Annotated in this window: 10 protein-coding genes; 4 read left to right on the top strand and 6 right to left on the bottom strand. The window is 62.7% G+C overall.

Going from position 1 to position 15,489, the window contains the following annotated elements; translation table 11 throughout:
• Together PLJ71_11805 and PLJ71_11800 are read right to left on the bottom strand one after the other, a co-directional pair.
• Window positions 1–713 (bottom strand): HAD family hydrolase (locus tag PLJ71_11805; GenBank protein ID HQM49361.1); only part of this gene is annotated, 713 nt, incomplete at its 3' end.
• Window positions 714–888: 175 nt separating this feature from the next.
• Window positions 889–1,170 carry a hypothetical protein gene (locus PLJ71_11800; protein HQM49360.1) on the bottom strand — a complete coding sequence of 94 codons (282 nt, stop codon included), beginning with the start codon at window positions 1,168–1,170 and terminating at the stop codon, window positions 889–891.
• A gap of 432 nt (window positions 1,171–1,602) precedes the next feature.
• Here PLJ71_11800 and PLJ71_11795 point away from each other — a divergent pair, with 432 nt between their 5' ends.
• From PLJ71_11795 to ftsY, 3 genes are all read left to right on the top strand, one after another.
• The gene (locus PLJ71_11795) at window positions 1,603–2,619 is read left to right on the top strand and encodes a Gfo/Idh/MocA family oxidoreductase (protein HQM49359.1); all 1,017 of its coding nucleotides are present in this window, start codon (window positions 1,603–1,605) and stop codon (window positions 2,617–2,619) included.
• 477 nt (window positions 2,620–3,096) lie between these two features.
• The gene (locus tag PLJ71_11790; GenBank protein HQM49358.1) at window positions 3,097–3,879 is read left to right on the top strand and encodes a zinc ribbon domain-containing protein; all 783 of its coding nucleotides are present in this window, start codon (window positions 3,097–3,099) and stop codon (window positions 3,877–3,879) included.
• A 102-nt stretch (window positions 3,880–3,981) separates the two neighbouring features.
• Entirely contained in the window at window positions 3,982–4,911 is a 930-nt protein-coding gene (gene ftsY, locus PLJ71_11785; protein ID HQM49357.1) for a signal recognition particle-docking protein FtsY, read from the top strand.
• 30 nt (window positions 4,912–4,941) lie between these two features.
• Here ftsY and PLJ71_11780 read toward each other — a convergent pair whose 3' ends face one another.
• The 4 genes from PLJ71_11780 to PLJ71_11765 form a co-directional block, all read right to left on the bottom strand.
• Window positions 4,942–6,009 (bottom strand): uroporphyrinogen decarboxylase family protein, encoded by a 1,068-nt coding sequence (locus PLJ71_11780; protein ID HQM49356.1) that lies wholly within the window; start codon window positions 6,007–6,009, stop codon window positions 4,942–4,944.
• 67 nt (window positions 6,010–6,076) lie between these two features.
• The gene (locus tag PLJ71_11775) at window positions 6,077–8,362 is read right to left on the bottom strand and encodes an FAD-dependent oxidoreductase (protein ID HQM49355.1); all 2,286 of its coding nucleotides are present in this window, start codon (window positions 8,360–8,362) and stop codon (window positions 6,077–6,079) included.
• Between the two features lie 268 nt (window positions 8,363–8,630).
• Window positions 8,631–10,589 (bottom strand): hypothetical protein, encoded by a 1,959-nt coding sequence (locus tag PLJ71_11770; protein ID HQM49354.1) that lies wholly within the window; start codon window positions 10,587–10,589, stop codon window positions 8,631–8,633.
• A 262-nt stretch (window positions 10,590–10,851) separates the two neighbouring features.
• Window positions 10,852–12,186: an MATE family efflux transporter gene (locus PLJ71_11765; protein ID HQM49353.1), complete on the bottom strand. Its 1,335-nt coding sequence runs from the start codon at window positions 12,184–12,186 to the stop codon at window positions 10,852–10,854.
• 227 nt (window positions 12,187–12,413) lie between these two features.
• Here PLJ71_11765 and PLJ71_11760 point away from each other — a divergent pair, with 227 nt between their 5' ends.
• Window positions 12,414–14,468, top strand: coding sequence for a right-handed parallel beta-helix repeat-containing protein (locus tag PLJ71_11760; protein HQM49352.1), 2,055 nt, complete (start codon window positions 12,414–12,416; stop codon window positions 14,466–14,468).
• The last annotated feature ends 1,021 nt before the right edge of the window (window positions 14,469–15,489 follow it).

The following is a 15,489-nucleotide window of genomic DNA, read 5'->3' as shown; positions in this document are numbered from 1 at the left end:
TGGTTGCAGATCTCGGGAAGCCTCCCGACAAAGTCGTCCCAGCGGGAGAAAACATAATCAGCGGCGGTGGCGTCCGCGTACCTGGCATTCTCGCCAGTGAACAACGCGGCCTTCGCCCCAACGGCGCGGGCGCCGGCAATGTCCGTGAGTTCGAGGTCGCCGATGTGGAGAAGCTCGTGCGGCTTGACGCCCAAGCCACGGGCTGCCGCCTCGAATATCTCCGGGCGCGGCTTGGAGACGCCGGCCTCGTCCGAGAAGACGAAGGCGGTGAAGTATGGCGTGAACCCATGCCGGTCCATCAGAACCTTCAGCGAACTCCCCGGGCTGACGCCCGTATCCGAGACCAACCCGATGGGAACGTTCCCTGCAGCGCGTTTAACGGCCTCGAGAGCGCCCTCGATGGGCACCGGACTGTGCGTGAGAATTGCCGTGGCGAAGACACCGGCCAGTCGCTCTGCCTCGTCATCGGCCAGAAAAATCTCCAGTTCCCCGGCAGCCATCCGGACCGCGTCCTCGGGAAGCAGGGTCTGTTGTTCTTCGATGTGGTGCCGGCTGAACTCCTGCCACACGATATCGAGGGCTTCATCAATAGCCTGCCGGGACACGCCGCTGAGTTCATGAAGCGCTTCGATGCGCAATTGCTGGCGCTCCTCCTTCTCCGCGTCGCGGAAAAGCGTGCACCAGAAATCGAAGGTTATCGCCCGTACTGCCATGAATGCTCCGAATAGTTGATGGCGGGTTTTCAAAGACATGCCGCCGCGCACATCCCACCTCTAATGAACAAGGGCATGCGCATAAGGTCTTCCCGCGAGCGCGCCCACGAAAACATACGGGGCCTCTCTTGGCCTGTTGGCAAGAGAGGCCCGGAAAACACATTAAGCGAACGCGCTATTCCTTCTTCTGGGCGCTGGCGCTGGCAGATGGAACAACCTCGAACTCGGACCAGTTCTCTTCAGCTGCGCCGGCTTTGGCTTCATCGCCAGCCGCGGCTGCGGGGGCTTCCGTCGCGGACTCTGCCGGCGGAGCGGGCTCGGCCGCCGGCGGCTGTGCGGGAGGAGCCGAAACAGCGGGCCCTTGAGGTTTCGGGGCGGGTGCCTCTGTCTTGGGGCCGCAGCCGGAAAAGGCCACAGCCAGCGTCAACACCAATGCGAGTACAAGAAATCTGTACATGATTCGTCTCCTTACACCTGCGTTGGTCTACCCAACTTGTTTTCGCCGAATGGTTTAAGGCCACCCGGCCATTCTCTGCACGGGGGAGACTTCTCCCCGCGCATCCATTCCAATGTTTTGAAAAAACAAGCGCTTGAGCTGGTGGCAGTCCGCCGGCTCAGGCACCTCGACGGCACGCATTCCGCCACACTTTTCTCCCTTCTATCATATAACCCGCGCGCGGCCAAACGCAAGCCCGGCACGCAGCCGCCGCACAGGCCGTCCCGACGTCTCTCTCGGCTTCCGAAGCTTCAGACACCATTTCGCCCTGTGGGTTCGCGTTGCTATCCTGCATCTCTTGAAAACGCCTCCCCTGACAGCGTAGGGTTGCACCCCATCGCGCCGGAAATTGCGCCATAATTCGGCATCATTCGCATTCACGGGAGTGGACCCATGAAGAAAATCGGGTTGATGGGGTGTGGCACGGTCGCGGGATACGGCCATCTGCCCGCGTTGCGCGACAGCAAGGTGTGGGACCTTCACGCCGTGTTCGAGCCCGACCCGGCAAGACGCGCTGCCGCGCAGGAGAAGTTTGGCGTGCCCCGCGCCTTTGACAACGTGGACGCGTTTTTCACGTCGGGGCTCGATGCCGTCGCCATCACATCGCCCGCCCCTTGTCATCTGCAGAACGTTCGCGACGCCGTGCGCTATGGCAAGCCCGTCTTGTGCGAAAAACCCCTGGCCATGACCGAGCAAGAAGGCCGCGAGATGCTCGCCATCACGCAGGCGGCGAATCTCCCCCTCTTCACCGGGTTCACGTACCGTTTCGGAGACGAAGCCCTCAAGATCAAAGCGTTGCTCGAGCGCGGGGCGGTCGGCATCCTGCGCACCTTGCGGCTCGTCTACATCTGGAATTGCCACGGCCGCTACGAACTCGATGCCGCCGGCAACCGTATCGAACAGCGCCGCCGCGAGGGCCGCATGCTCGAGGGCGGCCCAATGGTCGACTGCGGCGTCCATGATATCGACCTCGCACGGTGGTGGACCAAGTCCGAGATCGTGCGGTTCGAAGGGATGGGGTCCTGGGTCCAGGACTACGCCGCGCCCGACCACGTGTGGGTGCACATGGACCACGCCAACGGCGCGCATACCATGGCCGAACTGAGTTTCACTTACTGCCACACCGCCAAAGAGCCGGTCCACAAGTATCTCTACGACCTCATCGGCACCGATGGCGTTATTCGCTATGACGGTCTCACCGGCATACTCGAAGTCCGGTCTTCCGAGGGTACGCAGACCATCGGGGTCGAGCAGGGCAAGAATTTCGGCGACATGTACAACGGTTTCGCCAAAGCGCTCGAGACCGGTCTCCCCGGGAACCTCGCTTCCGCCGAGGACGGCATGATCGCAACCCGAATCGCCCGCAAGGCCACCGAGGACGCCATCGCAAAAAGGATTAACGTGGGATGATGCCCGTCCAGCTGCCGCGCCGCGCAGCTTGACGGCCTCCCTGTTCCAGTTCAAACCATCGAAAAGCCCCGCGCGCATCCGGGTCCTTCATGCCGCCGTCCAGCCCACAGACTTAATGGAAAACCCCGAATTCATTGCCTCTGATGAGTCAGGGTCCCCGTTTCCGAATGAGGAATGTCAACAGAATCCCCGCGAAAAGCGTGGCGCACAGTGTGTGCCATATTGTCTAAGTAACATTGGCCTTATGCCTTGCTTACGAAAAGGCTTGCAGGAATAACTGGACAACGGATGCAATTTGTGCGAAAATCAGATGCCTAGTAGCAGAGATGCTGGCATGCGCGAAGCCCCTTGCGGTGCGAGGGCGTGCCGGCAACGGCTGTCGTGCGTCCAGGATTGCGCCGCACGGCGGGGGGTATTCGGCTTCCGGGTTATGTAAAACGGCAGCGTGCCCGTGCCATGACGAAAGGTGAACGCTTCGTGAGTCAGGGATCGGACAACCCATACGGCGGCGAGCCTTCGTTCGAACGGATCGACGCAGATGCCGTGTGCCAAGAGTGTGGCACGGTCAATCCGGAAGGCACACTTTTCTGCAAAACCTGCGGCAACAATCTGCGGGATCAACGCGCCCGGCGAATGACGGCCGAGGGGGCGGGAGAATTCCGCGATACCCAGGCGCAGACCAGCCGTCGCGTCCTGGTGGGCCTTCTCACGGTTCTTGCCCTCCTGCTCCTCGTATGGGCCGCTATGCCGGGCAACGTCCAGCGGCTGCAGGACAGCCTGACACGCAGAATGGCCGAGGACGCCTACTCGAACGGCGCTGACCCGAGCGCGTATTGGGACGGCCCAATCTCGGATGTTTTTGACGCCATGGTGCGCGATCTCCTTAACAACCCCGTGACAAGCGAGGAGATCCGCCAAACAGATGAATCCGGTCCTGCGCCACAAAGCCGGTATAGCGGACGGTATTTTCTGCGCAACGGAGGCCGGCCCACTGACCCCGTTCTGGGTTCGGCCTTCGTCGTCGAGTCCGAGTCAGAACTGTATTTCGTGGCCCTACTCGGGGACGTCGAGATTCGCGGCATTGGCGATTCCAAGGCTACCCGCGACCCCAGCGCCCGGTTTGTCGGCATCAAAGAGGACGACCGCTTCTCGGTCGGCCACGGATATGTTCAGCCGCTCGATGACGGCGGCTTTCTTTGCGTAGGGCAACGCGAGAAAAGCGATTTCAAATACGAGACCAGAGCGTACCGGGTGCCCTGACGGATACTGCCTTGCGCCGGTTTGCCACAGGGGCGCGGCTTTTATCATTCAGCCCATTCAGACAGGGATTTCCCCCCGCATACAGACAAGGAATACACGGGCATGACCGAAGAGAAACGCGGATTTTTCGGGCGCTTGCGCGAGCGGTTGAGCAAGACGCGCAGCGCCGTCGCCGATGGCATCAAACGGGTCTTTACGGCCCATGGCAGTATCGATGAATCCTTTTTCGAGGAACTCGAGGAAGTCCTTATCGAAGCCGACTTCGGTGTGGACACCGCCATGGGAATCGTCGAGGACATGCGGGAAAAGGCCCACGACAAGAACGTCGAAAACGCGCAGGAACTCCTCGCCGTGCTCAAGGAAGATCTCGTCGCGTTGCTGACACCCGGCAACCATGTCCTTACATGGGACGGCGGGGACGGCCCCCACGTCACACTGATCGCCGGCGTCAACGGCTCGGGCAAGACCACAACCGCCGGAAAACTGGCGTCCCATCTCAAGAGCCAGGGAAAAACCGTGTTGCTCGGGGCCGCGGACACGTTTCGCGCCGCCGCCGTCGAACAACTCACGATCTGGAGCGAGCGCACCGGCACGCCTATCATCAAACATCAGGACGGCGCGGACCCCGCCGCGGTGGCCTACGACGCGGCGGACGCGGCACAGGCCCGCAGCATCGACTGTCTTCTGATCGACACGGCCGGACGTCTCCACACCAAAGTTAATCTCATGGAAGAACTGCGGAAAATCCAGCGAGTCATCGGTAGGCGCATACCGGGCGCCCCCCACGAGGTCCTGCTGGTCCTCGATGCCACCACGGGGCAAAACGGCCTCCAACAAGCGCGCATTTTTACCGAGGCATTGCATGTGACCGGGCTCGTCCTGACCAAACTCGACGGCACCGCAAAGGGCGGTATCGTCGTCCCCATCCAAAAAGAATTAGGCGTGCCAATCAAATTGATCGGCGTGGGAGAAGGTGTTGACGACCTCCAGCCCTTCAACGCCCGCGACTTCGTAGAGGCTCTGTTCTCCTGACAACCACCAGGATGCCGGGATTGCGCTCACTCAATACACCCCGTATTCGCGCGCTGTTTCGTACAGAGCCAACACGTTCTCGACCGGTGAATTGGACTGAATCGCGTGGGATGGCGCAAGAGCATACCCGCCGCCCGGCATCATGACGTCCAGGACCCGCCTGACCTCGTCCCGAACGTCTTGAACCCCGCCAAACGATAACGCCCCCGTCGTCGATATGGCGCCGTGAAAGGAGAGCTTCTTCCCGAACACCCTCTTGAGATAGGCCGGACCCATCCCGGCGGCTTCCGGCTGGAGCGTGTCTATGATGTCGACTCCCATGCCGGCAAGCTCGTCAAACGCCCAACTGCTCGAACCGCACGAATGCATCATTACGAGCAGGCCGTATTTCTTCGCCTCGTCGATGAAGCGCTGCATGCGGGGTTTGATGATGCGCCGAAAGGTCTCGGGGTTGACAATGGGCCCCCGCTGGGTACCCAAATCCTCGCCGACACAGAACACGTCGGCCAATTTCCCCGCGGCCGACAAGGCCCTTCGAGCGACCTCGAGCTGGAGTTCATTGAACCGGTCAATGAGCATCATGCCCGCCGGCTCTTCCGTCAGAACGTCGCACAGCACGCCGTCCATCCCGCGAATGGACCCGAGGTTGTTGAGTATGCAGCCGACCCCCGCGCCACCAAGCACAATCGCATAGCCTTGGACCGCTTCGCATCGTGACGGCAACGTGCCGTAGTCGTAGTCGTCGGGATGGGGAAAGGGCCAGGCCTTGGCCTGGTCCACCGTGATCGTCCCCGCCAGGGGGAAGTCGCAGAAGTCCCAGTATCCGCCGGCCGCGTGCTCGACCCATCGCATGCGCGCGCCGCGTTCATCCACCTGGTACCCGGGCGGCGCCTCGTGCAGGGGTTGACCCGTGTACCCGACATACACCCCCCGAAAATCCACCCCGAGCCGCTCCGACAGCGCGCACGACTCATCCTCCGCGAGACCAAAGTGCGCGTGAAGCGCCGCGTGGATCTCCGCGTTCGCCATATAGTCCAGCGGAACCCGGTCGGGTTCCCGATGATGAAAAGCCGTCAACACGCGCTCTCGATGCGTCATGGGCTTCGTCCTGTCCTCGTCTTGCATATGGCCACACGCGCCCGGCGTTGAAGTCTCGAACGCCCTCTCAGCCGTCAGGCGGGTTAAACAGCTCCACCTCGAACAGCCGCGCTACATTGCCGGGTGCTGCCCGGATCTCAAGCCGCAGCCGGTCTGCCGTGACCGGGTCGAACCGCGCATGCCAGTCGTGCTGGGTGTTATTTGTTTCCGCCGTGCCCGGAATGTCGCGCCACGCCCCGTTTTCGAACACTTGCAGGGCAAAGGCTTGTGCTTGCCCCTCGATTTCGAAAGGCCCGGTGCGCCACCCCGTCACAATGCGCGCCGCGCTGATGGTTTGCGGCGTATCCCATCGAAAATCGACTGTATGCGGCATCCCCTCCCGCGCGCTGCACCACCGGCTGTTGCTGTCGTCAAGATTGATGACCCCGTCATTGATATGCGAAGGCGGATACTGGATGGGCTCGAGCACGCTCGACACCTCGACGGCGGCGGTTCGGGCGAGATTGGGTCCGGCCGTCTCGCGCCACGCAGGCGGTTCGAGCGCCGCCTCCCGCGGCGGCTCACCGATCCCCGCCTGCATGAGCGCCTGCAGTTCCTCAAGATGGTACGAATAGACGCCCCGGGGTGCGGTGTCATGCTTCTTGCACAGCGACGCCGCCATGCCGACCACTTCGCCCATCATGCCGCCCGTGCGCATCACTCGGACCGTGCCCAATGCCACGTGAGTCACGGAAATGTCGCGGCCCGCCATGAACAGGTTCTCGATGTTGCGCGAATACAGGCACCGGTACGGGATCGGATAAGGCACGATCTCCTTTTGTTTCGCGATCGAGCGAAACTCGCGCCCCGGAAACTGCTCGCTGTTCGTCGGCTCGGGATAATGCAGGTCGATGGTCCACGTAGTCGTCACGCTGGCATCTTCAAACTCGCGCCGGAAATCAATGTCCTGTTGTTGAAGGACGACGTCGCCCAACAGGCGCCGCGACTCGCGTTTTCCCGCCACATATGCCACCCATCCGAGCTTGCGGCTGGCGTAATCCGCCTTGTCCGCGCTCTGGTTCTTGAGAAACGCCCAATTCCCGTAGATCACCCGCAGGGCATGGTCGCGGATGTACTCGATCTCGGTCACCTGGTTCCGGTTCATCCCCGTTTCCCAGTCCCACTTGCCCACCATGACTTTCTGCGCCGTTTCCTCGGTGAACGGTTCCGCCCACGGGCAATCTGGGAACGGCGACGGCCCCTCCGATTCAACCGAATACCACTGCACCGAAGACCCCATCGTCATAGTGTCGGGCTCTTCCGGGGCAAGCTCCTCCCCGGTTTCAGCGCGGCTCTCGCGGCCCATGCGGTAATCCGCACCCGCGAGAAAACCCACCGTGCCGTCCCCCGTGCAATCGGCGAACCACCGCGCAGGAAACCGCCAGTCCTTCCCTGTGCGCGTATCTGTTGCGAGCACGGCGGCGATGCGGCCGCCGTCCATCTCCGTCTTGTACGCGTGCATGTTGAGAAACAGCGCGAGATTCTCTTCCGCGCCCGCAACCGCGAGTTTCTTGGCGTCGTTGTAGTTCTCGGGAGGCTGCGCGTTGCCCTGCATCCCCGAATCCAGTTCCCGCACCAGATTGCCCAGCGCCGGGTACGGAGGCAGATTCGTCTTGCCCTGCAGATGCACCCGAACCTCGGAACTGTTGTTGCCGCCCAGCACCGGCCGGTCCTGCACCAGCGCCACTTCCAGCCCCAGCCGCGCCGCCGAAACCGCGGCGCACGTCCCCGCAATGCCTCCTCCAACCACGACAAAATCGAAGGACCCCGCATCCTCCGGGGCGCCGGTCAATCCCAGCAGCTCACGGCGGAACGTCAACAGAGCGTCGCCGTCGTCGGGCGGAGACAGGCCCATGTCCTTGGTGAACAGGAGCGCGTCGCAGCGGCCCTCGAAACCGGTGAGGTCGTGAAGGGCCAGCCGCACGCTGGTGTCCCCAATCTCGACGCTTCCTCCGTCCTGCCAATGCCATGCCGCGCCCTCCGTGCCGAACAAGGTCTCCAACGGCGTGCCATTGGCCAATACCTGAAACCGGCCGGGCGACCCCGATGCCCCGAACGGCGCCACCCAGTCCCGCGTCCGCACCCACACGCGGTACAAGCCCGGTTCCGGGAAAGTAACTGTCGTTGCGCTGTCCTCGACCGGCGCACCCATCCCGTGCGCCAGTACATAGGGCGACCCCATCTGGTCCATGGCCTGCTGATCGACCACCCAGCCCCCCAATTCCGCGAAACTCTCCGCCTCGACGAACACCGTCTGCCCCGCCGCGGACAATGCCGGCGCCGCCATACATAAAAACACCAAAGAAACTCGCACGGATCGCTCCTTCCACCTGAGTCTTGAGACAGCCCACGGACAGCCACGCGGAACGCGGAGCGCAGCCCCCGGAGAACGAACAAGCCTGCTCCCGTTGTTGCGTACTCCCGGCCAACCCGCTTTTCCGTACAAAGGTCTCAAATATGCCCGCACAAGCATGCCATAAACCTTGAGCAAGATGCTCGTGCCACACTGAAAAAGCCCCGTGACGCGCTTGCGCTGCTCCCAGCGCGGACCGCCCCGCGGGCTGGGGATGCGGCACGAAATCCTACGGTTCGGTTTCCAGCACGTCGACGGGAATGCGGCCCGAGATGTTCTTCAACCAGACCGCGTGATACCCGGCCGCGAGGTTTTGGGCGCGAAAGACCACCCGCGACGCCCGCGGCTCAGGTGTCGCGAAATCCACTTCGCCCAGGCGCGTGTCGTCTACCCACACCTCGGCCGTGCCATACGCCGGCCCCGTGGGACTCCATAGCGCAAAACCCGAACACGCGACGTTCCATTTCGCGGCGACGCCGTCGTGGCGCGATACCGCTCCCAAACCATAGAGGAACCCGGATTCACGCGTTTCCTCCCAGTAGTCGCGATGCTGGGCGGCTCCGGCTAACCCCTCAGTGAAGAGATACCGGACCTTCGCGGCGCTGAAATCGCCCGTCACCTTGAACTGGGTGACATCTACATGGCTGAACGTGCCTGCCAACAGACCCAGAGCGCCCCGCTTCCGGGTAAACGGCCCTCTCCACACCGGTTCGCCGTTTATCGAGACCTCGAGGTTGCCGGGCGATGTCCACGCCACCGAGCATGCGGCTGGAGGTGAGTTCAACGCCCCCTCGGCAGCAATCTGCCGCTCGCCCGTGTCGCCGCACGAGAACAGGGCCCATCCGCCGCTGCGCAGCTCAAGGCCGTCGTGGCGCGACAGGGTCAGGGGATGCGGCACGGCGCCCGAAGCAGGATGATCCGGTCCGAGAGGAGCCGTATGGCCCCAGATAACGGCGACCGAGCCGTTGATCGTGGCCCGCATGTCGAGGCGCTCGAGCGTGCCGGCCTCCCGGACTAACGTGACGCAGGGACCTTCATGACCGCTGAAGTGAAACCCGCGCTCGCGGTACGGCTTGGCCCAGGGCCGGGCCGCGAGGTTGATCGTGCCGCGCCCCGCGCTGTCCCGCGCGGGAAACATGACGTTGAACGCCCCGTTCTTGTCAATGTACCCGGTCAGCGTCTGCCCCCAGATGCCGTAATGTTCGTGTTCGACCGGTTCGGCGTGCCAGAGCGAGCCGTGCTGCCACAGAGTCCAGGCCTTCGGGTTCATAGCCTCCTCGATAGGGACCCTCCAGATGCATTGGAAGTTGCGGGTGCGCGCGACAGACGTGGCGGGCGCGTAAATGTACCCTTCGTGTACGAATGCCGGGAAAAACTCCATGAGGGGCGGATGATAGCCCGCCTGTTCCGGATGTAGCAGGAGCTTCTCCTCGGCGTAGGGTCCTTCCGGGCGCTCGGACCTCCTGCCCACCAGCGCCCAGCCGAAATACGGCCCGGAATCGGTCAGGGTGAGCACGAGCCAGTCCTTTTCCCGTGGGATGATCGACGAGGCATACATGCGCCGGTACTTGCCAGCAAGCAGCGTTTGCTCTCGCGTGCCCGCAATGGGCTTGGGCGCCGGGTGAAACGGCCCTTCCGGGCGGTCCGCCCATGCGTATGCCGCCCCGCCGTTCGCGTCTAGCGGGGGGTCCGCGGCAATTTGCCACGTGAGATTGGCAGTCCCCCAGTCGAAGGCCATGTGATAGCGCCCGTCTTTGTAGGCTACCGATACGTCGGGCGCACCGGAAAACGGCGTGACCTCGCCCTCAAACGTGTACGGCTCGCCGGTGAAAATGGGCCCGGTCTCTGTCCAGGTTGCGCCGGCATCCGTCGACCGAAACACCGTGCACCGGGAAGGAGTATCCGCGCTATGCGCGTACCCTTCGAGATAATGACCAACGTAGACGTACCGCTTGCCGCTGACCGGGTCCTCGAACAGAAATCCGTTCACGGGCCAGACATAAGGCGGCGAACCCCGGTGGATGGGGTTGCCCGGCAACCGCTCGAACGCGTCGAACGACGGGTCGCCCAGCACCGGGTGCCGCAGCCAGGATTCCCGGAGGCCCGGCTCGGCGAAATCGCGGCCGGCCGCCGTCTCGCTGCCGCCAAAACACGCCAGACCCACAAGAATGCACGCATGCCAGCTCATGACGGCCCTTTCCTATCGCCCTGTGAGGCTTTGAGACGTTTATTGTAGCATCCTGGATGGGGCCGCTGAGACCGGGAATCACCCAAAGGGACTCACGGGACCAAAAAGGCGGTGGGTTGTGGCGCGGGCATCCTTGCCTGCATTCCTGGTTCTCCGCGCAACGCCCCCTTATGTCCTCCGTTAACGCGTGCATTCGTCGAAGCGCGGCCCAATCATGATTCACCCTGTCGGTCCTTTGGGCCGCTCTCAGCGCAAGCGGCCGTCAAGGTCGTTTGTAGGACCGAAACACGCTCGCGACCCAGACCAGTCCGATGCTGCCGACCGCAAGGTCCGTCGCCAGCCGTCCCCAGAACACGCCTTCCAGCCCCATGAGACGCGCACCGAGGTACGAAAGCGGGATAAGCAGCACCAGGACCCGCACGGCATTCAGCGCCGTCGCGGACAGAGGTTTGTGCAAACCGGTCAGGAAGAATCCGCAATACCGGTGGACCTCCATCATCCCGTAACCGAACGCGATAATGCGAATATAGGACACAAACGTGCTCGCAACATCGGGGTCTTTCGTGAATACCGCCGCGAGCCACGGAGCGCTCACGAAGAATATCGCGGTCGACAGCCCGCCGTACCCAAGAGCAAATCCCGTGGCGAGTTTCTGAGCTTGCCGTACGCGGTCCAGACGTCCAGCGCCCAGGTTCTGGCTCACAAACGGCGTGAGCGAGATTCCCAGCGCCATGGGGATCATGAACGCGAACATCTCGACGCGGCCCGCCGCGCCGCTCGCGGCTACGGCCTCGTTGCCGAAATGACTCAAAAGGCGGGTGATGACGCTTGCGGACACCGGCATCAGAATCATGCTCAGGATGCTCGGCACGGCGAAACTCGTTATCTGCCGCAACGAGAGAACATACTGCGACAGGTTCCAGGCACGCCACGCCAGCAAACGATGTTTGCGGTACAGCAGGTGCACCAGCCAGACCGCCGAGAACGCCTGCGAGATGACCGTCGCCAGCGCCGCGCCCCGGATCCCCATTGCCGGAAACCCCAGAAAACCAAAAATCATGATCGGGTCCAGAATGGTGTTGAGGACCGTTCCCAGGATCATGAGCCAACTGGCAGCCTTCGAGTCGCCGGCCGAGATCAGCACGCCGCCGCCCACCATGGGCAGCGTCATGAAAAGAGCGCCCAGAAACCACGTGCGCATGTATGCGCCGACCAGCGGCAGCGTCGATTCGTCGGTGCCAAGACGCGTGAAGATCGGCCTGATGCACAAGTAACCGCCGACGGACATGATTGCGGTAACCCCCAGCGTCAGCGTCATGCCGTGGGTGACCAGCCGGGCGGCGCGCTCGTGATCATGACTGCCAATGGCGTGAGACGCCAGCGTCGTTACCCCGGAACCAATGCCGCGGGCAACGCAAGTCAACAGCATCACGACCGGAAACGTGAATCCCATCGCGGCCAGCGGGAGCGTGCCGAGACGCGACACGAACCAGGTGTCCGTCAGATTGTACGCGTTCATGGCGAACGTGCCGGCCAGCATCGGAAACGCCATCGTGAACAGCGTGCGGGCAACGCCCTTATTGACCAGAACCGACATGCACTCCTCTTTCCGCGTCCGCGCAACCCCCGACCATCTCCCCCAACTGTATCTGAAGAACTGAAGCGGGCGGATCGGCACAGTATTCATGCGCGATGCGCTCAAAGCAAGCGCGCTCCCAGGAAATACACCAGACCTGCCACAATATCGATTTGGCGCGGGGGGCGGCTCCCCGTCATAATGCTTCCCACCAAGGGGCGCTGGTCCAAAATGCAAGGAGAACCGGAATGCGAAGGATGCTGGGAATGCTGGCGGCGGCGGTGGTCGTAGCGGGGTCCGCGTTCGGCGCACAGACGCTGTACGTGGCAACGAACGGAAACGATGCGTGGTCGGGCAAGCTCGAAACGCCCAATGCTGACGGTACGGACGGCCCCTTCGCGACGCTCCAGAGGGCCCGCGAGGCCGTCCGCGCCATCAAGGCCGCGGACGGACTGCTCGTGGGAGGAATCGAGGTAATCGTAGCCGGCGGCATCTATGTCCTGGATGCCCCCTTCGAGTTGACCGCGGAAGATTCCGGCACGGCGGCAAACCGTATCGTGTATCGCGCTGCCGACGGCGCCGAAGTCCGGCTGCTGGGCGGCAAGGTCGTCAACAACTTTCAACCCGTGACGGACCAGGCCGTCCTCGACCGGCTCGATGAATCCGCCCGGGGCCACGTGCTCCAGGCCGATCTGAAAGCCCTGGGCATCACGGATTTCGGCGCGCCCAACGGCGGCGGCATCGAACTCTTCTTCGCCGACAAGCCCATGACCGTCTCGCGCTGGCCCAACGAGGGATTCGTCCGCATTCAGGACATCGTGGTCGACGACGGCCACCAGATCCACGGCAACAAGGGCAGCATGACCGGCAAGTTTGTGTACGAAGGCGACCGGCCCGCGCGGTGGCTCAACGAAGAAGACCCCTGGCTCCACGGGTACTGGTTCTGGGACTGGTCCGACGAACGCAAACCGATCAACAACATCGACATCCAGAACCACATCATCGAACTGGCCGAGCCGCCTCATGGCTACGGCTACCGCAAAGGCCAATGGTACTACGCGTTCAACATGCTCACCGAGATCGATGCCCCCGGCGAGTGGCACCTCAACCGCGAAACCGGCACGCTCTATTTCTGGCCGCCCGCGCCCATCGACAGCGCAGCGGCCCTCGTGTCGGTCATCCCCACGATTGTCTCAATGAACGGCGCGTCGTTCGTGACGTTCCGCGGGTTCACGTTCGAGGCGTGCCGCTCCACGGCGTGTGTCATACGCGAGGGCGTGGTCAACCGCGTCGCGGCATGCGTGTTCCGCAATGGCGGCGCCGGCGCGGTAAGCATCGGGGGCGGCACCAACCACGGAGTTGTCGGATGCGATATCTACCAGATGGCGGGCGGCGGCATCTCCATCAACGGCGGCGACCGCACTACCCTCGCGCCTGCCAGCCACTTCGCCGACAACAACCACATCCACCACTACGCGAGGTGGTACCGCGTCTACCACTCGGGCATTCAGCTCAGCGGTGTGGGCAACCGCGCGTCGCATAACCTCATCCACGACGCCCCGCATATGGGAATGGGGTTCGGCGGCAACGACCACCTCATCGAGTTCAACGAGCTCTACAATGTGTGTTTCGAGACCAACGACGCCGGCGCCATTTATACCGGCCGCGACTGGACCATGCGGGGCAATCTGCTTCGCTACAATTACCTGCACGACATCACCGGGTTCGAGAACCGCGGCTGCGTGGGCATCTACCTCGACGATATGTTCGCTTCGGCCGACATGATTGGCAACGTGTTCTATAACGTCACCCGTGCGGCGTTCATCGGCGGGGGACGCGACTGCACCGTCGCAAACAACATTTTCGTGAACTGCAACCCCGCCATGCACCTCGACGCGCGCGCCCTCGGCTGGGCCCACGGCCATGCCGACGGATGGATTCAGGAAGCCGCCGAAAAAGGCACCCTGTGCGGGATCGCCTACAACAAGCCGCCCTACAGCGAGCGGTACCCCGCGCTCGTAACCATTCTCGACAAGGAGCCGAAAGCACCCGAAGGCAACGTCATCGCCCGAAATATCTGCTGGGGCGGCGAGTGGGACGGCATGCAAGACGACGCGGAGAAATACGTCACCCTCGAAAACAACCTGATTCAGGAAGATCCTCATTTCATGGATGCCGACAACAAGGATTTCCGCTTGAAAGAGGATTCGCCCGCATTCGCCCTGGGGTTCGAGCCAATCCCCATCGAAAAGATCGGACTCTACGAAAGCCCCGACCGCGCATCGTGGCCCGTGACCCGGTAACGCCAAGAGAAAGGTCCAAAACGGCCAAGAAGACCTGAACGACACGGTGAGACCCCCCGCAAGGGCGCCGTAATGGAGCGGGTCTTCCTTCCCGCCCCTCTATAGACCGTCCCACAGCGGGGGGCAACGGAGGGCTGGTTTTCCAACCGGCCCATAAATCATGAGCGGATGCAATCCGCTATCCCTCTATCCTCTTCGGCGCGGAGAAACGGGTTCGCGCATTGGTCGCGAGCTTGGGGCAACATGACGGAGGGCGGACCGGTCGGTCCGCCGTGACGAATGGCCGGTTAGAAAACCGGCCCTGCGTTTTCACCCACACGTCGTGGTTTGGGGACAACGGCAAGGCTGGCATGCAAGAAAACCAATAGCGGCAAAGAGACGAATGGCGCTGTATCAGACTGGTGTGCCCCAGGCGGGAATGTCGCGAGAGCGGGCCGGGATATCTGCCGCGTCCACATCGACCACGAGTTCCCGACCGGCGGGGGCGCCGGTCCCACACGAGCAGGCGAGAACCCCTTACCACAAGGTCTTGTTTATGCATCGGGCCTTCACCTCTCCTGCCCCTGTGACTCCCGCCCCGGGACATCGTTCGCCTAGCCATCCAGCCCCGAAAGGGGCGGCAGGTCGTAGCCCAGGGCAAGCCACGCCCTACGCGTGGCGCAGCCCTGGGATATCGTTCGCCCCCCCATCCAGCCCCGAAAGGGGCGGCAGAGGCTGCTTTTCACCGCAGGCGAAAAAACCACCACCACGATGCTCACGCCACTTTCGAGAATGCGGGCAACGTGCCGACATTTCTCAACTCGGGGCGTCACGGTCGCAACAGCGGCATGGTCAAAAGACTATGCCACAGCGAAGGACCACCCCACAGCAGAGCGAAGAGACCATCCCGCTGCAAGATTATCTGCCTCTTCAACCTTGACTCAGTTCACCTTGACGAACACGGGATTCGTCAACGCAACGGGATTTTCGTTCGCGTCACGGCCCATCACAGGCGACAGCGTTGCGCCGCGGCCGATGGCAG

It is taken from the genome of Candidatus Hydrogenedentota bacterium, assembly GCA_035416745.1.
Classification (GTDB): domain Bacteria; phylum Hydrogenedentota; class Hydrogenedentia; order Hydrogenedentales; family SLHB01; genus UBA2224.
Note: the sequence above shows the minus strand (reverse complement) of the source record. Positions and strands in the feature narration are given on the sequence as shown.